Source organism: Sphingomonas sp. MS122, from assembly GCF_049532975.1.
Taxonomy (GTDB): Bacteria; Pseudomonadota; Alphaproteobacteria; order Sphingomonadales; family Sphingomonadaceae; genus Sphingomonas.
This window is the reverse complement of sequence record NZ_CP186695.1, coordinates 3,046,987-3,067,709: the sequence shown is the minus strand read 5'-3', so window position 1 is coordinate 3,067,709 and position 20,723 is coordinate 3,046,987. Positions and strand designations below refer to the sequence as shown.

At 67.3% G+C, this 20,723-nt stretch carries 20 protein-coding genes and 2 tRNA genes; 13 read left to right on the top strand and 9 right to left on the bottom strand.

Annotated elements, in window-relative coordinates; translation table 11 throughout:
* Positions 1–8: 8 nt before the first annotated feature.
* The 8 genes from ACO227_RS14870 to ACO227_RS14835 all read left to right on the top strand — a co-directional run bounded on the left by ACO227_RS14870 (position 9) and on the right by ACO227_RS14835 (position 8,235).
* The gene (locus tag ACO227_RS14870; RefSeq protein WP_423602722.1) at positions 9–1,358 is read left to right on the top strand and encodes a glycosyltransferase; all 1,350 of its coding nucleotides are present in this window, start codon (positions 9–11) and stop codon (positions 1,356–1,358) included.
* Positions 1,359–1,659: 301 nt separating this feature from the next.
* The gene (locus ACO227_RS14865; protein WP_423602720.1) at positions 1,660–2,028 is read left to right on the top strand and encodes a BlaI/MecI/CopY family transcriptional regulator; all 369 of its coding nucleotides are present in this window, start codon (positions 1,660–1,662) and stop codon (positions 2,026–2,028) included.
* Complete coding sequence (locus ACO227_RS14860) at positions 2,025–3,665, top strand: M56 family metallopeptidase (protein WP_423602719.1); 1,641 nt, start codon at positions 2,025–2,027, stop codon at positions 3,663–3,665. The genes ACO227_RS14865 and ACO227_RS14860 overlap by 4 nt, the downstream gene beginning before the upstream one ends.
* 153 nt (positions 3,666–3,818) lie before the next feature.
* On the top strand, positions 3,819–4,676 hold the full coding sequence (locus tag ACO227_RS14855; RefSeq protein WP_423602717.1) for an MBL fold metallo-hydrolase: 858 nt from the start codon (positions 3,819–3,821) through the stop codon (positions 4,674–4,676).
* Entirely contained in the window at positions 4,673–5,395 is a 723-nt protein-coding gene (locus ACO227_RS14850; RefSeq protein WP_423602716.1) for a DUF4230 domain-containing protein, read from the top strand. Before ACO227_RS14855 ends, ACO227_RS14850 begins: the two co-directional genes overlap by 4 nt.
* 63 nt (positions 5,396–5,458) lie before the next feature.
* Positions 5,459–6,232 (top strand): hypothetical protein, encoded by a 774-nt coding sequence (locus ACO227_RS14845; protein WP_423602714.1) that lies wholly within the window; start codon positions 5,459–5,461, stop codon positions 6,230–6,232.
* A 49-nt stretch (positions 6,233–6,281) separates the two neighbouring features.
* Positions 6,282–7,280 (top strand): quinolinate synthase NadA, encoded by a 999-nt coding sequence (nadA, locus tag ACO227_RS14840; RefSeq protein ID WP_423602712.1) that lies wholly within the window; start codon positions 6,282–6,284, stop codon positions 7,278–7,280.
* Between the two features lie 118 nt (positions 7,281–7,398).
* Entirely contained in the window at positions 7,399–8,235 is an 837-nt protein-coding gene (locus ACO227_RS14835) for a hypothetical protein (RefSeq protein WP_423602710.1), read from the top strand.
* A 151-nt stretch (positions 8,236–8,386) separates the two neighbouring features.
* On the opposite strand, the gene ACO227_RS14830 is transcribed toward ACO227_RS14835, so the two are convergent.
* The gene (locus tag ACO227_RS14830; protein ID WP_423602709.1) at positions 8,387–9,310 is read right to left on the bottom strand and encodes an IS1595 family transposase; all 924 of its coding nucleotides are present in this window, start codon (positions 9,308–9,310) and stop codon (positions 8,387–8,389) included.
* Positions 9,311–9,658: 348 nt separating this feature from the next.
* On the opposite strand from ACO227_RS14830, the gene ACO227_RS14825 reads away from it, so the two are divergent.
* A complete protein-coding gene (locus ACO227_RS14825) occupies positions 9,659–10,225 on the top strand; it encodes a Uma2 family endonuclease (protein WP_423602708.1) in 567 nt (188 codons plus the stop codon).
* 122 nt (positions 10,226–10,347) lie between these two features.
* Positions 10,348–10,740: a DoxX family protein gene (locus ACO227_RS14820; protein WP_423602707.1), complete on the top strand. Its 393-nt coding sequence runs from the start codon at positions 10,348–10,350 to the stop codon at positions 10,738–10,740.
* Positions 10,741–10,786: 46 nt separating this feature from the next.
* Here ACO227_RS14820 and ACO227_RS14815 read toward each other — a convergent pair whose 3' ends face one another.
* Both ACO227_RS14815 and ettA read right to left on the bottom strand, forming a co-directional pair.
* The gene (locus ACO227_RS14815) at positions 10,787–11,233 is read right to left on the bottom strand and encodes a ribose-phosphate pyrophosphokinase (protein WP_423602705.1); all 447 of its coding nucleotides are present in this window, start codon (positions 11,231–11,233) and stop codon (positions 10,787–10,789) included.
* A 25-nt stretch (positions 11,234–11,258) separates the two neighbouring features.
* Entirely contained in the window at positions 11,259–12,938 is a 1,680-nt protein-coding gene (ettA, locus tag ACO227_RS14810) for an energy-dependent translational throttle protein EttA (protein WP_423602704.1), read from the bottom strand.
* Positions 12,939–13,107: 169 nt separating this feature from the next.
* Here ettA and ACO227_RS14805 point away from each other — a divergent pair, with 169 nt between their 5' ends.
* The 3 genes from ACO227_RS14805 (at position 13,108) to ACO227_RS14795 (ending at position 15,445) form a co-directional block, all read left to right on the top strand.
* Positions 13,108–14,466, top strand: a complete 1,359-nt coding sequence (locus tag ACO227_RS14805; protein ID WP_423602702.1) for a M28 family peptidase — start codon at positions 13,108–13,110, stop codon at positions 14,464–14,466.
* A gap of 141 nt (positions 14,467–14,607) precedes the next feature.
* The gene (locus ACO227_RS14800; protein ID WP_423602700.1) at positions 14,608–14,844 is read left to right on the top strand and encodes a hypothetical protein; all 237 of its coding nucleotides are present in this window, start codon (positions 14,608–14,610) and stop codon (positions 14,842–14,844) included.
* Between the two features lie 265 nt (positions 14,845–15,109).
* Entirely contained in the window at positions 15,110–15,445 is a 336-nt protein-coding gene (locus ACO227_RS14795; RefSeq protein WP_423602699.1) for a UrcA family protein, read from the top strand.
* A gap of 45 nt (positions 15,446–15,490) precedes the next feature.
* On the opposite strand, the gene ACO227_RS14790 is transcribed toward ACO227_RS14795, so the two are convergent.
* The 6 genes from ACO227_RS14790 to ACO227_RS14765 form a co-directional block, all read right to left on the bottom strand.
* Positions 15,491–16,231 (bottom strand): LytR/AlgR family response regulator transcription factor, encoded by a 741-nt coding sequence (locus ACO227_RS14790; protein WP_423602698.1) that lies wholly within the window; start codon positions 16,229–16,231, stop codon positions 15,491–15,493.
* Positions 16,221–17,339, bottom strand: a complete 1,119-nt coding sequence (locus ACO227_RS14785; RefSeq protein ID WP_423602696.1) for a sensor histidine kinase — start codon at positions 17,337–17,339, stop codon at positions 16,221–16,223. Before ACO227_RS14785 ends, ACO227_RS14790 begins: the two co-directional genes overlap by 11 nt.
* 96 nt (positions 17,340–17,435) lie before the next feature.
* Positions 17,436–17,512 (bottom strand) — tRNA-Pro (locus ACO227_RS14780).
* Between the two features lie 106 nt (positions 17,513–17,618).
* A tRNA-Ile gene (locus ACO227_RS14775) sits at positions 17,619–17,695 on the bottom strand.
* A gap of 15 nt (positions 17,696–17,710) precedes the next feature.
* Entirely contained in the window at positions 17,711–18,742 is a 1,032-nt protein-coding gene (locus tag ACO227_RS14770) for a polysaccharide deacetylase family protein (protein WP_423602694.1), read from the bottom strand.
* A 30-nt stretch (positions 18,743–18,772) separates the two neighbouring features.
* Positions 18,773–20,557, bottom strand: coding sequence for a sensor histidine kinase (locus ACO227_RS14765; protein WP_423607363.1), 1,785 nt, complete (start codon positions 20,555–20,557; stop codon positions 18,773–18,775).
* Positions 20,558–20,723: the final 166 nt, after the last annotated feature.

Here is a 20,723-nt window from a genome sequence, read left to right as displayed (position 1 = left end):
TGCAGCCATTGGCTGCCGCGCCCGGCGCGGCGGCGAGGGACAGTGCGTCCCTGACGATCTGCGACCTGACGCAGAGCTATTCACCGGCCGGAGGCGGCGGCATCAGCACTTACCTGCGCGAGAAGCGCGATTATGTGCTCAACCACACGCCGCACCAGCTGCTGCAGATCGTCCCGGGGCCCGAGGATCGCGTGACAATCAACGGCCGCCACATCTTCGCCGAGGTCGGCGCCGAGCCGGTGCGCGGCAGCCCGAATTACCGCTTCATCCTGCGCACCGATGCGGTGCGCGACCTGCTGGCGCATTACCGGCCCGACATCATCGAATCGCTCTGCCCCTGGGTGCTGCCCTGGACCGCGATCGAGCACCGCCGCGATTTTCCCGAGACGGCGCTGGTCGCGGGCTATCGCACTGACTTTCCCAACGCCCATGTCCACCGCGTGGTCGAGGCGAAGGCAGGCAAGCTCGCGGCGCGGTTCATGCGCACGCTCGCCTATGGCTATGCCGAGATCACCTATCGCGAGTTCGACCGCGTCTACACGCTGAGCGAGGACGCGCAGCGCATCCTGGCGCGCAAGACGATCACGCGCACCGACGTGATGCCGCTCGGCGTCGACACGACGATGTTCGCGCCGGCAAAGCGCGACCCGGGCTATCGTGCCTCGCTCGGTCTGCCCGGCGACGGGCCGCTGCTGATCTATGCCGGGCGCATCGACAACGAGAAGCGCGCCGACCGGCTGGTCGAGATGTTCCGCAAGCTGCCCGAGGATCTGGGCGCCGCAATGGTGCTGATGGGCGACGGCAAGCTGCGCGAGAAGCTGATCGCCCGCGCTCAGGGGCTGCCGATCGCCTTTCCCGGCTTCGAGAAGGACCGGATCGAACTCGCCCGTGCGCTCGCCTCCTCCGACATCTATGTCTCGGCGATGGCGGACGAGACGTTCGGCATCTCGGTGCTCGAGGCGCAGGCATGCGGCCTGCCGGTAGTCGGCGTCGCCAGCGGCGCGATGCCCGATCGCGTGCCCGAAGGCCTCGGCTTGCTCGGCCGGGTCGACGATACCGCCGCGATGGCCGCCAATGTCGTCAAGCTGTGGAACCAGGGTCCCGAGCTGATCGGCGCGCGGGCGCGGGCGATGGTGGTCGAGAAATATGGCTGGCAGCGCACCTTCGAGCGGCTGTTCGACGAGATTTATCCCAAGGCGCTCGCCCGCGCCGCGGAACGGCTCGAAGAGGACGGCGTGAGACTGTTCCGCCGCCGACGGCGCCGTGACGGCCAGCCGGTGGACTATGCGCCCGGTGCCGCGACGGAATCGGTCCCCGCCTTCGTTGCCCCGGCGAGGGCGCGCGGCACTTTCGGCTGAGTCGAAAAAACGTCCCTGAAACGGGCAGGGCGGGCAGCATCCGGTAAATGCTGCCCGCCCCTGAAGCGTTACACGGCTTTGTGAACAGTCGTGTGCCGGAACTGCTGCAGCCCGCGTGCCAGAATCGGGAAGCCCCGGAAATCCGCCCTTCTCGTGGTTAACGAAATCTCGGCCTCCTACAAGCTGTAAGAACTCCCGACACTCCCCTGCCCTTTTTCGCCGAACGCCGTTCAGACAGTGTTCAGCCACTTGACTACAGATGTGGTCGAAACGATTACAGGCGTAATCGAAGGGGACTGAAATGAGCGAGCGAATCAGCGAAGCCGAGCACGCCGTGATGGAGGTGCTATGGGACGAGTCGCCGCTCACCGCCAACGATGTCGCCGACCGCGTCGCCCCTGCGCGCGGCTGGAGCGCCAACACGGTCAAGACGCTGCTCGGCCGCCTGCTCGCCAAGAACATCATCGCCGCCGACGAGGACGGCCGCCGCTACCTCTATCGCCCACTGGTCGAGCGCGGCGACTATGTCGAGGGCGAATCGCGGCGGCTGATCGACCGGCTGTTCGGCGGCAAGCTGACCCCGCTCGTCGCGCACCTCGCCGAACGCGACGCGCTCACCGATCAGGACATCGCCGAAATCGAAGCGCTGCTGAAGGAGATCAAGCAATGATCGCCTGGGTTGTGGAGACGTTCGTCGCAACGACGCTGCTGATGCTGCTGGTGCTTGCGATCCGCAAGCCGGTCGGCCGCCATTTCGGCCCCAACATCGCCTATGCGCTGTGGGCGCTGCCAGTGCTTCGCTTGGCCCTTCCCCCGCTTCCCGAGGGCTGGCGCGCGAGCGCCGAGACCCCGGTCGCGGCGGCGAGCGAGGTCATCACCTATTATGTGGTCGAGCCGATCACGGTGCCTCAGGCCTCTGCGGTTTCCGCGGCGACCATCGCCAACACGCCGGTGCAGGCCGCGCCGGTCGACTGGCTGCCGATCGTGCTCGCGGTCTGGGCGGCGGGCGCGCTCGTCTTTCTCGGCTATCACCTGATCGCCCATGGCCGCTTCTGCGCTCGGCTGCTGCACCGTGCGCGGATCGAGCGCACCGTCGCCGAGGGGCGCGTGCACGTGATCGAGACCGATGCGGCCACCGGCCCCCTCGCCTTCGGCATCTTGCGCAAGTACGTCGCGTTCCCGCGCGACTTTTCCGAGCGCTACGATCCGCTCGAGCGCAACCTCGCGCTCGCCCACGAACTCGGGCACCATTTGCGTGGTGACCTGATTGCCAACTGGATCGCGCTGGTCGTGCTCGCGCTCCATTGGTTCAACCCGGTCGCATGGCGGGCGTTCCGCGCCTTCCGTGCCGACCAGGAGATGGCCTGCGATGCCCTGGTGCTCTCAGGCCGCGCCCCGGCGCTGCGCCATGCCTATGGCCGCGCCATCGTCAAGTCCGCGCATGGGGGTGCGGTCTCGGCAGCTTGCCACTTGCATACCATCAATGAACTCAAAGGGAGATTGAGAATGCTCTCCAAGCATGACCGGAAGTCGCGCTCGCGGATCACCGCCGGCGTGGCGGGCGCGGCGGCGCTGACGCTGGCCGGCCTGGCGCTCACCGCGTCGGGCAGCCAGGCGGCGGCGAACCTGCGCGCCGATGTCGGCGACGCGATCGGCGTCGACCTGCAGGATGCGCCGCCCGCACCCGAGGCGCCGGATGCACCCGAGGCGCTCGACGCGCCTGCCGCGGTCGAAGCGCCCGATGCCCCTGACGCGCCCGAGCCGCCCAAGGCGAAGAAGCTCGAACGCCGTGTGATGATCATCGAGAAGGGCAAGGACGGCAAGAAGCGCGAGGTCCGCGTGATCGGGACGCATGGCGACGGCAAGTCCTTCGCGTGGAACGGTGACGGCAAGTCCTTCGTGTGGTCCGGCGACGGCGAGTCCTTTGCGTGGAACGGCGACATGAAGAAGCTCGCCCGCATCCCGAGCGTCTCCTCGATCAACTGCGGCCCGCCCAAGGACGGCGACGTCAAGATCGAGAGCAAGGACGGCGACAAGCGCAGGATCGTGATCTGCACCGACCGGATCGAAGCGCGCGCGCAGGCGGCCGCACACCGCGCCGAGATCGCCAGCGCCCGCGCCGAGCATGGCAAGGCAATGGCGATGGCCAGTGCCGAGATGGGCAAGCGCCACGCGCTGATGGGGCTCAAGATGGCGCGCCGCTCGATCGAGTCGCAGGATTCGCTCAGCGCCGCGCAGAAGGCGGCAGCGCTCAAGGGCATCGACGATGCGATCCGCGAGGTCGAGGCCGAAACCGACAAGGATTGACGCCAGGCGTCAACGAGAGGGAGGAGGAGGTCTGCGGCACGCCCATCGCCGCGGGAATGCTCCGACCGGGCCGGCCGCTACCCCTATGGCGGCCGGCCCTTTCCGCTGCGCCGCGGACTTGCCTCACCGCCCCCGAGCCGCCATCTGCAGCGCATGACCGATCCCGCAACCGGCCAAGCGATCCCGCTCGAACCGCTGGTCACGCGGATCCTGGCGGCGAACCCTTCGCCGTTCACCTATACCGGGACCGAGACCTATCTGATCGGCACCACGGACGTGGCGGTGATCGATCCGGGCCCCGACCTGCCCGACCATGTCGAGGCGATCCTGCGTGCGGTCGCCGGCCGCCCCGTGGTCGCGATCCTGTGCACCCACACGCATCGCGACCACAGCCCCGCGAGCCGCGTCGTCCAGGCGGCGACCGGCGCGCCGATCATCGGCTGCCCGCCCCTCGCACTCGATGACGACGGCCCGCGCGCCGACGCCGCATTCGACCGCGACTATCGGCCCGACCGCGTGCTGGGCGATGGCGAGCAGGTGAAGGGGGATGGCTGGACGCTGACCGCGGTCGCCACCCCGGGCCACACCTCCAACCATCTCTGCTTCGCGCTGGAGGAGAGCGGCGCGCTGTTCACCGGCGATCATGTGATGGGCTGGTCGACCAGCGTGATCGCGCCGCCCGACGGCGACATGGCGGCCTATATGGCGAGCCTCGACAAGCTGCTCGCGCGCAGCGACCGCGTCTACTACCCGGCGCATGGCGACGCGGTCGACAAGCCGCAGCGGCTGGTTCGCAGCATGATGGGGCACCGCAAGCAGCGCGAGGGGCAGATATTGCGACTGCTCGGCCAGCAGGCGGGCGAAATCCCGGTGATGGTCGAGCAGATGTATGTCGGGCTCGATCCGCGGCTTCACGGCGCGGCAGGCCGTTCGGTGCTCGCGCATCTGATCGACCTGAAGCAGCGCGGGATCGTGGCGGAGCAAGAGGACGGCGCGTGGCGGCTGGCATGACGACGGACCGGGCGTTGCGCGTCCTCGTCGCGGTCGCTGCGCTGGCGGCGATCGCCGCGGCGGCGTGGCTGTCCTGGGACCGCTATGCCGAGACGCGGCTGGAGACGCTGCCTGAGGAAGGCGGCGCGCCGGTCACCCAGATCGTCAGCGCGCGGCTGACCGGCACGGGCACGCTCAAGGTCGCCGAGCTCTCCGGCGTGGTCCAGGCGACTGCTTCGGATATTCGCGGGCTCGGCTGGCTGCGCAGCGACCAGGTGGTGAAGATGCCTTATTCGGTCGGCTACTTCGTCGACCTGTCGAAGCTCGCGCCCGGCGACTTGCAATGGAACGCGGAGAGCCGCACGCTGATCGTCGATGCGCCCGACGTCACCGCCGCGCCGCCCAACACCGACGAGGGCCGCCGTACCCTGGTCGAGACCAGCGGCATCTTCGTCACGCGCGCGGCGGGCGAGGCGCTGAGCCAGCGCACCTCGGTGCGCGCCGCCGCGGTGGCGCAGAAGGAGGCGACCAGCCCCGAGCGCATGGCCCAGGCGCGCGAGATGGGGCGCCGCGCGGTCGCCCGCTTGCTCGCCCAGCCGCTCGCGGCGGCGGGGCTCGGCGACGTGCGCGTGGTCGTCACCTTCCCGCCCGAGCGCAGCGCCCAGAACCGCGAGCGCTGGGACATGTCCAAGCCGGTCGACCAGGTGCTGCGCGAACGCGAGCTACGCGAGAAGAGGTAGTTAACCCGGCCGCGAAACGTGATAGATTCCGCCCCTGGAAACATGGTCCTGGGGGCAGGCACGATGGCAACGGTTGCGGATGATGTAGGCGCCGAGCGGCGCGACGACGGGTTCTTTCTGTGGGGCGGGGTCGCCATGGCGGCGGTCATCGTCGCGGGCTTCAGCTTCTTCGTGGTTATGGGCATCTCCAGCTTCAACGCGCCGCTGGTGGTTCACGCGCACGCGCTGGTCTTCTTCGGCTGGGTGACGATCTATCTCGCCCAGACCTGGTTCGCGACGCGCGGCAGCATCGCGCTGCACCGCAAGCTCGGCTGGATCGGCGCGGGTTGGCTCGCGGTGATGGCGGTGGTCGGGCCGCTCGTGGCGGTCGAGGCGATCCGCATGGGCCGCGCGGCACCGGTCTATGAGCCAGCCTTCTTCGTCGTGATGGCACCGCTCGCCGTGTGGACCTTCGTCGGCCTGTCGACCGCGGCGATCATGATGCGGCGCAAGACCGAGTGGCACCGCCGCCTGCATTTCTCGGGCATGGCGATCCTGACCGGCCCGGGTCTCGGCCGCTTGATCCCCGCGCCGCTGGTCATGCCTCATGTGGCGATCATCGAGCTCACGCTGATCCTGATGTTCCCCCTCGCCGGCGTGCTGTGGGACCTGCGCACGCGCGGCCGGGTGCATCCGGCCTGGTGGTGGGGTATCGGCACGATCCTGGTCGTGCGCGGGCTGAGCAATCTCATCGGCTACAGTCCGATCGGCCTCGCGATCTTCGAGGCGATCACCACCGGACAGCCCGGCGGCGCGCTTGCGCCTTACGAATTTCCGCCGATGCCATCGATGGGTTGAACCCGGGCCTCGACAAGGCCATGTGGGGCCAAAGATCGAGGGTCCCAGAATGAACGCACCGACCACCCTGTCCGGCGTCGACGTCCGCGCCGAGATCGACCGCCTGCGCAAGGAGCGCAACGCGGTGATCCTCGCCCATTACTACCAGAAGCCCGAGATCCAGGACCTCGCCGATTTCGTCGGCGACAGCCTCGAACTCTCGCGCAAGGCGGCGGAGACCGATGCCGAGGTGATCGCCTTTTGCGGCGTGCGCTTCATGGCCGAGACCGCCAAGATCCTCTCGCCGCAGAAGATCGTGGTGCTGCCCGACATGAACGCCGGGTGCAGCCTCGAGGACAGCTGCCCGCCCGAGCAGTTCGCCGCGTTCCGCGCGCAGCATCCCGATCACATCGCGCTCACCTACATCAACTGCTCGGTCGAGGTGAAAGCGCTGAGCGACATCATCGTCACCAGCTCCTCGGCCGAGAAGATCCTGAGCCAGATCCCCAAGGACCAGAAGATCATCTTCGGTCCCGACAAGCATCTCGGCGGCTATATCAACCGCAAGATGGGCCGCGACATGCTGCTGTGGCCGGGCGTGTGCATCGTGCACGAGGCGTTCAGCGAGACCGAGCTGCTCAAGCTCAAGGCCCAGCATCCCGACGCGCCGGTCGCCGCGCACCCCGAATGCCCGCCGCACGTGCTCGACCATGCCGACTATGTCGGTTCGACCAGCGGTATCCTGGCCTTCGCCAAGGACTTCCCGGGCGACACGCTGATCGTCGCGACCGAGCCGCACATCATCCACCAGATGGAAAAGGCGGTGCCGGAGAAGACCTTCATCGGCGCGCCCGGCGCCGACGGCAACTGCAACTGCAACATCTGCCCCTACATGGCGCTCAACACGCTCGAGAAGCTCTATGTCGCGCTGCGCGACCTCGAGCCGCGCATCGAGATCGAGGAGGAAATCCGCCTCAAGGCCAAGAAGAGCCTCGACCGCATGCTGGCGATGGCGAGCGGCACGGTCGGCCTCGGCGACCTCGGGCCGCTCCGGGTGACCGGGGATTGAAATTGTCGAGTTTGGGAAATCTGTTTCATCGTTCCACTTTCCGCCGATTCGAATGCTGCCAGCGCATATTTTAGGCGTTATTATATAAAGCGTACCCAATCGGCTCTGGAGGTGCTAGATGATGGCACCTAACCTTTGGAGCCTTTGGGACATCATGCAGCGCTTCGCGGCTAAAGACATCGTCGGATCAATCGCCTTCCTGTCGTCGTTTGCCACAAAGTGGGAAGGGGAATTGGGCCGCCCGCAGGATTTCACGCCAGAGAGCTACGCCAACTTCACGGTCAGAGTGGAAGCGCTTGAAAAGGGACTACTGTTCTTGGAAGCGCCTATTTCTCACGACCATGCGACAGCGCTCGTCGGGGCATTGGACCAGGCGCAGCAGCTAGAAGGGGGAGTGAGGCGCCTCGCCGGGCAAAACCTGGCCAATGCATGGCATGCCATGAACCAGATTTGCCAAGTAGCTCCTATGGAGCTTGGCAATCGTCTGATCGTGTGTCTGAGGGGGCCTTATGCGGGCCTTTACGAGCAGGACTTCAACCTCTTCGGCGAAGAGGTTGACGAGGCTTTTCCGGGTTCTGCTGAGGACATCAGCGAGGCTGGTAAGTGCTTGGCATTAGAGCGATATACCGCTGCCGTATTCCACCTCATGCGGGGAATGGAGGACGCGATTGCTGTGTTGGCTGATAAGCTTGGCGCGACCGTTGCGAACGACCGGGGGGAAATGCTCGCGTGGGGCATCCTGACCAGCAATATCGGCGAAAAGGTCAAGGCCATGGAACCGGGCCAAGAAAAAGATGAATGGCTCGGGCTTCACACATTGCTCTTTGCGGTAAATCGAGCGTTCCGCACCAAGACGGCGCATCCGAAGAAAACCTACACGGCGGACGAAGCCGAGCGTGCAATGCACGCTACGCGCTCCTTCATGCAAGCGATGGCAGAAAGGTTGAATGCCTAAGGTTTGCCTTTTGCGCCCCGAGCCACAAGACTATCAAGTGCCCTTTCCGCCTCGGTGGGGCTTAGTTCGCCAGCGTCGATTAGCTTTTGCGCCTCTCGCTTGAAGCGCTCGCTCTGCTCTTGGTCGGTTTCCGTTTTCGCCTTTTTTGGCATTAGGCCCTCGCACCAATCGTTTCATAGGTGAGGCGCTTGCCGACGATACCCGAGAGCAGCGCGTCGGCGCGGTCGGCATCGTTATAGCCGAGCACCACGCGATGCCCGTAGCGGAAATCGAACTCCGCCAGATAGCGATGCAGATGCTTCTCCGAGCAGAACTGATAGACGCCCCGCATGCCGCGCTTGAAGATGCTGAAATAGCCCTCGATCGCGTTAGTCGAGAAGCCGTCCTTGGCGTAGATGCCCGCGCCGTGAAACACCTTGCGATGGTCCGCGAACTCCTTGCCAACCCGCCAGTAGTGGCGGGCTTCGTCGGTCACTAGGACGCTCTCGCGATCGACGTTGGCGCGGACGATATTCGCCACTTCGTTCGGGACCATCGCATCCGCGTGGATGGCGCGGGCGCGACCAGTGCGCTGGTCCAGCAACGCCACCACCTTCATCTTGTGACGGAAGCCACCCTTGGCGCGCTGCGCACCCTGCTTGTTGCCGATGTAGGTTTCGTCGGCCTGCACCGCGCCACCCTCACCGCCGAACATGTCCATATTGGTGTCCCGCATGGCTTCGCGGATGCGGTGCGACATGAACCACGCAGTCTTGAGGGTCACGCCAAGGATGCGGTGAAGCTGGTTGCTCGAAATGCCCTTCTTGCTACCGGCGACCAGATACATGGCCTGAAGCCAGATATGCATGGCGACCTTGCTGTCCTCGAAGATGGTGCCGATTTTCACGGTGAAGGGCTTGCGGCATTGATAGCACTTCCAAACGCCAACGCGGGTGGACTTGCCCTGGAGCTTGCCGACGCGCTCCACGCCGCCGCAATGCGGGCAGATCGGACCCTCCGGCCAGATACGCGCCTCGACATAAGCGTAGGCGGCTTCTTCGTTGTGGAAGTGCGGTGCGGAAAGGGTGCTGCTCATGCTACGTACCTACGACAATGCGTTGGGTACGTCAAGTATAATAACGCCATATTTTATCCAAATAGGTTCGCGTAGGAAAGTTTCCCGGTTCGTGCCGGATTTGCGCGGGTTTCCCGGCATGTGGAAGCGGCGCGCGGGCCCGAAAAAATGATCGATTCGGCGATGCGGCGGGAGCCGGAAAGTGGAACATGTCGTGCACGATGTTTGCTTTTAGGGATCGTGCGATCTCTCTTTCGCCGAGGACGATGTCCGGAACATAGAAGCTTGTGTCGGGCGCCCTGGGTTCATGCCTATCCCCCTCGCTTGGCGCGGGATTGAGCGCGACCCGAGCTATGATAGGATAGCGCGATGACCGCGCAGGAGGCCCTCACCACCCCGCATCTCGCGAAGCTTCGCGTGGCGGATTTCCTGTTGCTCGCGGAATCCGGCGCATTCGACGATTATGCGCGGACGGAACTGATAGAGGGGGAAATCTGGGTCGTGAATTCCGTGCATCGCCGCCACGCGCGCGCCCATGCGCAGTTCACCGCGGAGATCGGCGCTGCACTCAAGGCGATCGGATCCCCCCTCACCTTCTACGCCGCGCCCTCGACCGAGCTTTCCGACGATTCGCTGCCGGAACCCGACATCGCGATCGGGGAGGTAAGCGATGCCAAGATATTCCCCGGCCCGGCGATGCGCGTGGCGGTCGAGATTTCGGATTCGACGCTGGATATCGATCTCGGCCGCAAGGCGCGCCTCTATGCGCGACATGGCGTGCCGGAATATTGGGTGGTCGACGTCGAGGGGCGTGTGATCCACCAGATGTGGGCGCCCGAGGGCGAGGTTTACAGGCAACAGGGCGACGTCGCGTTCGGGGAAACGCTGAACGCCGCGACCGTTTCGGGCCTGACGGTCGACACGGGCAGCCTTTGAGCGGAAGCGACCAGGCCGGCGAAACGATCGGTTTCGCCGCGCGGGATTGATCTTCGCCCGCCGGGATGAAAGGTTTCACCTACGCAACGGCGAGGCAGGCTTGCCGCGCGAGGAGAAACATCATGCCGATCCCTGCAAGCTGGTCCGACAAGCTGCTGAGCGTCCTGCGCATCGTCGCGGGGCTTTCGTTCCTGCAGCATGGCACGTCGAAATTCTTCGGGTTTCCGCCCTTCCCGATGGAAGGCCCGCTGCCGCCGATGCTGGTCGCCGCGGGAACGATCGAGCTGGTCGGCGGCGCGCTGCTCGTGCTCGGCCTGTTCACGCGGCCCGTCGCGTTCATCGCATCGGGCATGTGCGCGGTCGGATACTGGATGGCGCACGGCTCGAAAGGCTTCTTCCCCGCGGCCAATGGCGGCGAGGCGATCCTGCTGTTCACCTTCATCTTCCTCTACCTCGCCGCGGCCGGCGGCGGCGCGTGGAGCATCGACGCGGCACGCAGCAAACCGGCCGCCTGACCGATCAGAATGCAGGAGGCGCCTCGCGGGCGTCTCCTGTGACAGGCTAGCCGCGCCGCGCCTCTGCGCCCCAATAGTCGAACGCGCGCGCCTGCAGCCGCGCGACCAGCGCAACCGCGTCGGGTCCGCTCCACGCGCCGTCATAGCCATGGGCTTCGCGCACGCCGGTCCACCAGCCCTGCCCCGGCAGCCGGTCGGTCTCGCGCACCACCAGCACCGCCAGCTCGGGCTCGCCCGCGGCAGCCGCGGTCATATCGATCGCGTCGAGCGTCTTGCACACCGCGCGCATCTTGGGGCGCGTGAAGCGGTGGCCCAGCCCCGCCAGCAGCTCGGAATAGCTGACGGCACGCCGCTCGCGCGCCGCCGCGACCAGCAACGCCCGGACCCGCGCGGCATCGGCAAGCGATCCGGCGCCTTCATCCTCGGGCACCAATCCTTCGGCGATCAGCCACTGGCCGAGCGTGTCGACGAAGCCCGGCGCCTTGCGAACCATCAGACCGCAGGCGCCGGGATGAGCATCAGCGAGTCAGCTTCTTGTAGGCCAATCGCGTCGGACGATCCGCCGCGTCGCCCAGACGACGCCGCTTATCCTCTTCATACGCCTCGAAATTGCCCTCGAACCACTCGACATGGCTGTTGCCCTCGAACGCCAGGATGTGCGTCGCGAGCCGGTCGAGGAAGAAGCGGTCGTGGCTGATGACCACGGCGCAGCCCGCGAAATTCTCGATCGCCTCCTCCAGCGCGCCGAGCGTCTCAACGTCGAGATCGTTGGTCGGCTCGTCGAGCAGCAGCACGTTGCCGCCGCGCTTGAGCATCTTGGCGATGTTGACGCGGTTGCGCTCGCCGCCCGACAGCTTGCCGACGTTCTTCTGCTGGTCCTGGCCCTTGAAGTTGAACGCGCCGACATAGGCGCGGGTCGACTGGTCGTGGCCGTTGACCTTCATATAGTCGAGCCCGTCGGAGATCTCCTCCCAGACGTTCTTCGAATTGTCGAGATGGTCGCGGCTCTGGTCGACATAGCCGAGGCGGACGGTGGTGCCGATCTCGATCGTGCCCGAATCGGGCTGTTCCTGCCCGGTGATCAGCTTGAACAGCGTCGACTTGCCCGCGCCGTTCGGCCCGATCACGCCGACGATGCCGCCGGCCGGGAGGGTGAACGACAGATTCTCGAACAGCAGCTTGTCGCCATAAGCCTTCGAGATGTTGTCGACCTCGATCACCTTGCCGCCCAGGCGCTCGGGCACCTGGATGACGATCTGCGCCTTGCCCGGGGTGCGGTTCTCCTGCGCGGCGACGAGCTCGTCGAACTTCTTGATGCGCGCCTTGGACTTGGTCTGCCGGCCCTTGGTGCCGGCGCGGATCCACTCGAGCTCGTCCTTGATCGCCTTCTGGCGTCCGGTCGCCTCGCGGTCCTCCTGTTCGAGGCGCTTGGCCTTCTTCTCGAGATAGGTCGAGTAGTTGCCCTCGTAGGGGAAGTACTTGCCGCGATCGAGCTCGAGGATCCAGCCCACCACATTGTCGAGAAAATAGCGGTCGTGGGTGATCATCAGCACCGCGCCGGCATATTCCTTGAGGTGGTTTTCGAGCCACTCGACGCTCTCGGCGTCGAGATGGTTGGTCGGCTCGTCGAGCAGCAGGATCGACGGCTTCTGGATCAGCAGGCGGGTAAGCGCAATGCGGCGCTTCTCACCGCCCGAGAGATTGTCGACCGGCCAGTCCGAAGGCGGGCAGCGCAACGCTTCCATCGCCACTTCGAGCTGGTTGTCGAGCGTCCAGCCGTCGACGGCGTCGATCTTGGCCTGGAGCTCGCCCATCTCCTCCATCAGCGCGTCGAAATCGGTGTCGTCCTTGGGGTCGCCCATCTCGGCCGAGATCGCGTTGAAGCGGTCGAGCATGTCAGCGGTCTCGCGCGCGCCGTCCTTGACGTTCTCCAGCACGTTCTTGGTCGGATCGAGCTGCGGCTCCTGCTCGAGATAGCCGATCGTGATGTTCTCGCCCGGCCAGGCTTCGCCCGAGAAATCCTTGTCGATCCCGGCCATGATCTTGATCAGGGTCGACTTGCCGGCGCCGTTGGGGCCGACGATGCCGATCTTGGCCCCCTGGTAGAATTGCAGGTTGATGTTGCTCAGCACCGGCTTCTGCGCGCCGGGGAAGGTCTTGGTCATGTCCTTCATCACGAAGGCGTATTGGGCGGCCACGTGCGGGTCTCCGTTCGAAAATCGGGGTGTTCGGGATTTGGCGCCGATGTAGCGATGCCCCCGCCGATTGGCAAACCTGTCGCTCGTCGAAAATCGGCAGTGACGGGTTGCCGCGCGCACGGTCATTCCGTTACGCCTCCCCGCAACAATCTTACAGTGGAGGTCGTGAATGCGCGTGAAGACCCTTGCCCTGCTTACCTGTCTCGGCTTCGCCTTCCCCGCCCTCGCCCAGACCGACACCGCCGCGCTGCGCGACGCGGCGCTCAAGGACGACATCGCCTGGGACATCACCGAGGGGCTGACCACCGAGATCGGCCCGCGCCTCGCCGGCACCAAGGCCGAGGCACGCGCCCGCGCCTGGGCGGTGAAGAAGCTCGCCGCGCTCGGCTTCAGCAATGTCCGCAACGAGCCGTTCCGGATGAAGACCTGGGTACGCGGCGAGGAGACGCTCGAGGTCCTGGCGCCCTTCCCGCAGCCGCTGCGCCTCACCGCGCTCGGCAATTCGGGCGCGACGCCCGCCAAGGGGCTGGAGGCGGAGATCGTCTATTTTCCCACGCTCGCCGCGCTCCAGGCCGCGCCCGACGGCAGCCTCAAGGGCAAGATCGCCTTCGTCAGCCACAGCATGACGCGCACCCAGGACGGCTCGCAATATGGCGCGTTCGGCGCGGTCCGCCGCTCGGGCCCGGCCACCGCGTCGCGCAAGGGCGCCGCGGCGATCCTGATCCGCTCGGTCGGCACCGACCATCACCGCAATCCCCATGCGGGCGGCACCAACTTCCCCGAGGGCGTGACGGCGATCCCGGCCGCGGCGCTGTCGCTTCCCGACGCCGAGCAGCTCGAGCGCATCCTCGAGCGCGGCCAGCCGGTGAAGGTCAGGCTCACCCTCACCCCGCGCCAGATCGGCACCACCGAATCGGGCAACGTCATCGCCGAGGTGCCGGGCAGCGATCCCGCCGCGGGGCTGGTGGTGGTCGCCTGTCACCTCGACAGCTGGGACCTCGGCACCGGCGCGTTCGACGACGGCGCGGGCTGCGGCATCGTCGCGGCGGCGGCGAAGCGGATCATGGACGCCGGCCGGCCGCGCCGCACGATCCGCGTGCTCTGGGCCGGCGCCGAGGAAGTCGGCGTGTTCGGCGGCAAGGCCTATTTCGAGGCGCACAAGGGCGAGAAGCACGCGCTCGCCGCCGAATCGGACTTCGGCGCCGACCGTATCTGGCGGGTCGACTTCAAGCTGCCCGAGAGCGCCAGGCCGCTCGGCGACCGGCTCGCCGCCGCGCTCGTGCCGCTCGGGATCAGCCGCGGCCAGCAGCGCGCGTCGGGCGGGGCGGACGTGTCCGACCTGATCGCCTCGGGGGTCGCGGGAATCGACCTGCAGCAGGACGGCACGCGCTATTTCGACCTCCACCACACCCCCGACGACACGCTCGACAAGATCGATCCGGCGCAGCTGCGCCAGAACGTCGCGGCATGGACCGCGATGCTCGCGGAGGTGGCGAATGCGCCCGAGGAGATCGGTCCGGCGCAATGACGCGGCGCATCATTCCGGGGCGCCGCCAACCTTGCTGTCAGATGAATTCCCATTGACGGCGGCGTAACGGGCGTTATTCCGACTAACTCGCACGGCAATCGGGCCGGGGCGAACCGAATAATTTTGCTTGGGAGCAAACGAATGAAGAAGGTCCTCATCGTCGCTGCCGCGACCGGCCTGATGTCGCTCGCCGCCTGCAACGGCACGCCGGCTGCGAACAACACCGCCGAGAACGTCGCCGAGGCTCTGGAAGAGAGCGCCGACAACCTCGAAATGGCTGCTGACAACGCGACCAACGAAGTCACCGAGGGCGCGCTCGAGAACGCCGCCGACAACCTGGAAGAAGCTGCCGACGCGGCTGGCAACGCGGCCGAGTAATCGGACCCGTTCTTCCTGGACCCGATCGGGTCCGGTCGAATCGAAAAGGGCGTCCCCTCGGGGGCGCCCTTTTTTCGTGGCGCGACATTGCCGCCTCCGCACCGGGCCGATCGTTCGTCGCCGACGATCGGTCGTTGGTCGAGCCGAACGGTTCCGGTGGAAGCGGCGAACGCGCTGGTCGAGCGCCGATAGCTGGCGCCGCCGCCGGAGCGTAGCGGAAGAGTGCGTTCGCTAGAGGACGCACCCCGCAACCCCGGAGTGAACCATGTTGTCCAATCTCGCCCGCGCGGCCGCAATCGCCGCCGCGCTCCTCGCCGCGGTACCGGCCATCGCCGGCGGCGAGAAGGCCGTCCAGGTCTCCTACGCCGATCTCAATCTCGCCAGCGCGCACGGCAAGGCCACGTTCGACCGCCGCCTCAAGCAGGCCGCGCAGCGCGTGTGCGGCCCGGCCCCGCAGATGGAAGTGGTGCGCCTCGCCGCCAACAACCGCTGCGTCGCCGCGACGCTCGAATCGATCGCCCCCGCCATCGAACTCGCCCACCGCAACGCCGCCGACCGGCAGCTCGCGGCGCGCGATATGAGTGTCACTGTAGCACCCTGACGCTCATCATCACTGCCCCGCCCGCTGGCGACCCACGGGCGGGGCCTATTTCGCCATGATCGCCTTGGCCGCGGCCTGATAGGTGCGGCCGATCCGCACCAGCTCGCCATCGCCGAGCTCGGCATGCCACACGCCCAGGCCATCGTGGCGCAGCTTCACGATGCGGTCCTTGCGGACGATCGTCGAGCGATGCAGCCGCAGGAACCGATCGGGGTCCAGCCGCCGCTCGAGCTCGCTGATCGTCTGGTGGATCAGATAGCTTCGTCCGCCCACGCTCAGGCGCATATAGTCGCGCTCCGCGTCGATCCGCTCGACGTCGTTCGCGCTGACGCGCACCATTTCCGAACGGTGCGGTACCCAGAATTCCTCGATCCAGCGCGAGCTCGCCGCTTGCGGCTCGGCGCGCGGGCGGCCGGCGGCTTCCAGCGCGCGGCCGACCGCGCGCGCCAGCCGCTCCGCGCTCACCGGCTTCAGCACATAATCCACCGCCGCGACGTCGAACGCGGCCACGGCGTGCTGCTCGAACGCCGTGCAGAAGATCACCGCCGGCCGGCACATCGCCGCGCCCAGTGCCGAGGCCACGGCGATGCCGTCGCGATGCGGCATGGCGATGTCGAGCAGCACCAGATCGGGCTTGAGCGCCTCGATCAGGCGCAACGCCGCCTCGCCGTCGCTCGCGGTGCCGATCAAGTCGATCTCGGGAATGCCGGCGCACAGGATCTGCATCCGCTCGACCGCGAGCGGCTCGTCGTCGACGATCAGCGTGCGCAGCCGCTCAGCAGCCATTGTACACCAGCGGCAGTCTGAGCGTCGCCGCGAAGCCGCCCTCGGACCGCTTGCCGGCGGTCAGCGTCGCGGCCTCGCCGAACCGGGCGGTCAGCCGGTCGTGCACGTTGCGCAGCCCGACGCCGGTGCCGTTCGCCGCCTTCGCGCCGTCGCCATCGTCGCTGACCGTCACTTCCAGCATATCGCCGATCACCCTCGCGGAGACGCAAATCTGCACCGGCCGCCGCGCGGGCGCCACACCATATTTGATCGCATTTTCGATCAGCGGCTGCAGGATCAGGCCGGGCACGCAGGCATTGGCCGCGGCCGGGTCGATCTCGAACGAGGGCCGTAGCCGCTCGGGAAAGCGCACCGCCTCGATCTCGAGATAGAGTTTCTGCACCGCGATCTCGTCGGCCAGCGGCACGTCCTCGGTCGGCTCGGCGGCGAGGCTGGTGCGGAAGAAGGTCGAGAGATTGAGGATCATCGCCTCGGCATCCTCGCGCTTGCCCGACATGACGAGCGAGGAGATGGAGTTGAGCGTGTTGAACAGGAAGTGCGGGTTGACCTGGTAGCGCAGCGCCCGGATCTCGGCGGTCTGCGCCGCGGCGCGCAGCCGCGCGGTCTCGCGTTCCGAGGCGCGCACGGCGCCGGCATAGGACAGCGCGAGGTAGAAGACCGACCAGGATACGAAGAAGAAATACCAGCTGAGCGCATTTTCCGCGATCAGGTGCGCGGGTCCGTCCTGCTTCTTTTCGTCCGCCTGCGCCTGGGCCGCCCGTTCCATCTCCGCGGGCTTGGGGTCGACAACATAGAAGGACAGGTAGTTGACCGTCGAATAGGCGGTCGCGGTGATGGCGGAGAACAGGAACGCGGCCGCGACCCGGACGCGCAGCGTGTGGTGGCACAGCAGCCGGAGCGCGCGGTAGAGCAGATAGGTGAAGCCGATGCCGAACAGCGACACCCAGGCGCGGTTGTCGAGCATGTGCCAAGCGCCCGGATAGTCCATGATCCACGATCGCAGCGTGATGCTGACGTAATAGAAGATCCAGAATCCGAGGATCGACAGCATCGCGACGCGCGGCTGCACCGTGAACGGCGTGTCATGGGATGTGTTCGCGCTGGGCATTTGGGACCGTAACGCAATGGTTGCTGAAGAAACCACGTGTCTTCATGCCATTGATCGACCACCATGGCACGCCTGTCGAAATTTGGCGTGGAAAGATGGTCGGGGAGACAGGATTCGAACCTGCGACCCTCTGCTCCCAAAGCAGATGCGCTACCAGGCTGCGCTACTCCCCGCCTTCGCTCCTGCGGAGCTTCGGCGGGCAAGCCCGCCTTGGCGTCCGGCGCCTATACACGAACGAAGCTGGCTTGCCAGCCGAAGCTTCGCTTGCGAAGCGAAGGCTGGTGGGCCCGGCAGGACTTGAACCCGCAACCTAGCCGTTATGAGCGGCCAGCTCTAACCAATTGAGCTACAGGCCCCCAGCGCTTCCGCGATTAGGGGCGAACGCCGCCCCGGGCAAGCGCCGCGCGATCGAGCGCGGCCAGGATCTCGTCATGCGACGCCGGCGCGATGCCGAGCTTCGCGAGCAGCCCGAACGCGGCTTCCCACCATGAATGGAAGGCGCGCAGGTCCGCCGCGTCGCGGACATAGGGGGTGTAACCCGGCGCGGCCGAGGGTGAATGATAGGAGAAGAGGAGCATCCGCACCCCCTCCCCCGCCGCCACGCGGATCGCCTCCAGCGCCAGCTCCAGCGGCATTTCCTCCGGGGTCAGCGCCACGCGCGCGAGCAGGCCGAGCCGCGCGGCGATCCCGCGCCCCTTGGGCAAGTGCCTCAACGCCCCGTACAGCCCGACGCCGCCGACCCGCGCCGCGCCGGTATAGACGGTGGTGAGCGGAAACTCGGCGAGACCGCTCTCGCCCGTCCAGAAGGCGTGATTGCCCACCGCGGTGAAGTCCGGCCCGCCTTCGGCCGAATAGTCGTAGCCCGAGCGCATCGAGGTATCGACGCGATAGCCCTCCGCCGCCAGCAGCGACAGCGAGCTGGGGCCGATGCCGTACCGCCCCGCGCGGAACATCACCGGGCGCCTGCCAAAGGCCGCGGCGATCGCGCCGGTCAGCACCGCGAGCTTCGCCGCCTCCAGCTCGCGCGGCAGGTTGCCGACGAAGCTGTTGCGCGGCGTCACCGTCTCGTCGAACGGCGGATTGACCCAGGGGTGAAGCTGCGTGCCGATCGCCGAACGCCCGTCGGCGAGCAGCTCGCGCAGGATGTCGATCGACATCGGACAGGTCGCGACCGGGTGGTCGACCATGTAGCTCGCCGGCACGCCGTGCGCCGCGAACAGGCGGTGGACCTCGGGCAAGGCGCGCATCGCCTGCGTCGCGCGATTCTCGCGCCGCAGCGGCTTGGTCCAGTCGAACTCCTCCTCGGTGTCGACGAACACGGTGAAGCGCGTGCCGAAGTCCTCGGGCCACGCGATCGCGGCACCCTGCGCCGGCGCGGGCACGCGATATCCCCTCGGCGGCATGATCTGCTGTTCCATTCCCATCGGAACGGCCTAGCGCACTTGCTCCAAAGACTTGGTTACCGCCGCGGGCAGCCGGATCGTCAGCTTCTCCGCCTCGACGACCAGCGCGCCGGACAGCTCGCGCGCGAGATTGCGGATCAGGCGCAGCGCAAAGCCGGTGCCGAGCAGCGCGGCATCGTCCCCCTCGTCGTCGATCGCGAAGATCGCGTCGCCGGGATGGGCCGCGAACGCTTGCGGACGATCGAAGGCGATCGCCACCGAATCGCCGCTTTCCGAAAGGACGACGCCGATCCGCTCGCCCTCCCCGGCGGCCGACAGCAAGGTCGCGAGCATGCGCGACAGCAATCGCTCGATCGCCCGCACATCGCCCCGCACGGTCGAATCGCCGTCGGGCAGCGTCAGCACCGCGCCGCGCAGGCCCGCGAGACCCGCCAGCTCCTCGCCGATCCGCGCGAGCAGCGGCGGCAGCGCCACCTCGCCCGGATAGAGGCGCAGCGCCAGCGCATCGATCCGCGCCGCGATGTCGAGATCGTCGATCGCCGCGAGCAGCGCGCGCGCATGGTCGCGGATCGTGCTCGCGCGCTCGCGATAGACCAACGGCGCCTCGCCCAGGATCTCGCGCTCGATCAGCTCGGCAAAGCCCGCGATCGCGTTGGTCGGGGTGCGCAGCTCGTGCATCAGCTGGCGCAGCGAATCGGCTTTCTTGCTCCCGCCCCCGGCAGCAGCAGCGGCGGTCTCGTCGCGGCGCGGGCGCCGGGCGGTGCCGCGATAGCCGGAAAAGCGTCCCGTCGCCGGATCGAAGGCGGCGCTGCCCGAGATCCGCCAGTCGCCCGCCGCGTCGCTCTCCCCGGCGACGAACAGGCGGGCGCCGGCGAACGCCGCGCGGTGGCGGAACGCGCCCGTCACCACGCCGTCGACGCGCGATCCCCCGCCGGGCGCGGTGACGTCGAGCGACAGCCCGATCAGCGGCGCGCGCGACACGCCGGAAACCCAGGTGACGACCCCTTGCGCGTCGGTTTCGAACCGGAAGCCGCCGGCGCGCGCGGGCAGGCGCGGCGGCGGGGGCTGGTCGGGCTGGCGCGTGTAGAAGGCGTCGATCCGCGCGACCACGTCGGCGATCTCGAACGGCCCACCGGCATCGTCCTGCGGGCTCGAGGCGATTGCGTCTTCGCTCGGCATGGACGGCGTCCGCGCGTCGGCGGACTCCGGGGCCACCGGCGGCGCGACGGCCGGTTCCTCGCCGCCCGCCGCCTGTTGCAGCGCCGCCGCGACGACCGGAATGCCCATCGCCGCGACGCCGACGGGCACGAAGGTCGAGGACCCCGCCGTGACCGGCGCCGCAACCTCCGCCACCGCCGCCCGCTCGGCCGCCGCGATCGCCGAGGCGTCGGCCGGAATCACGAAGTCCGCCGCACGGAAGCCGTCAAGCGCCTCGTCCACGCCCGGCGGCAGGTCCCGGCGTCCGCGCAGCACGCCGCGGCCCGGCGGCGAGAGCTGCGGCAGCAGCTCGATCCATTCCTGCGCGCTCAGCCGGGCGGTGCGCAGGATCGGCGCGGCGACGGCGATCTCGTCGAGCACGCACAATCTGACCAGCGCCGCCGGCGGCTCGGCCATCTCGAGTGCGCGGGCGCTGGTGATCCGCACCCCGAGCGGCACCTCGCCGCGAATCGATTCGAGCAGGCCGATCGCGCGGTCATCGTCGGGAATGCGGCGGCGGCCGATCAGGTCGACGAGCTGGCGCCAGGCCGAAGCCTTGCCGAACGCCGTCGAGACGTCCGCTGCCAGCACCGTTTCCAGGGTATCGTCGAACCGCACCAATCTGTCGTCCCACCCCGCCGAGAAGCCGCGCGGTAAGGAAGCCTTAACTGGGGAAATCCCGGCAGGAAACCGCCCATTTTGCGCCGTCGCATTGTGGGACAATTGCGCTTGTGCGTAATTATCTTATGTATACGAGACACAATGCGATCAATTGCTGTCGCGT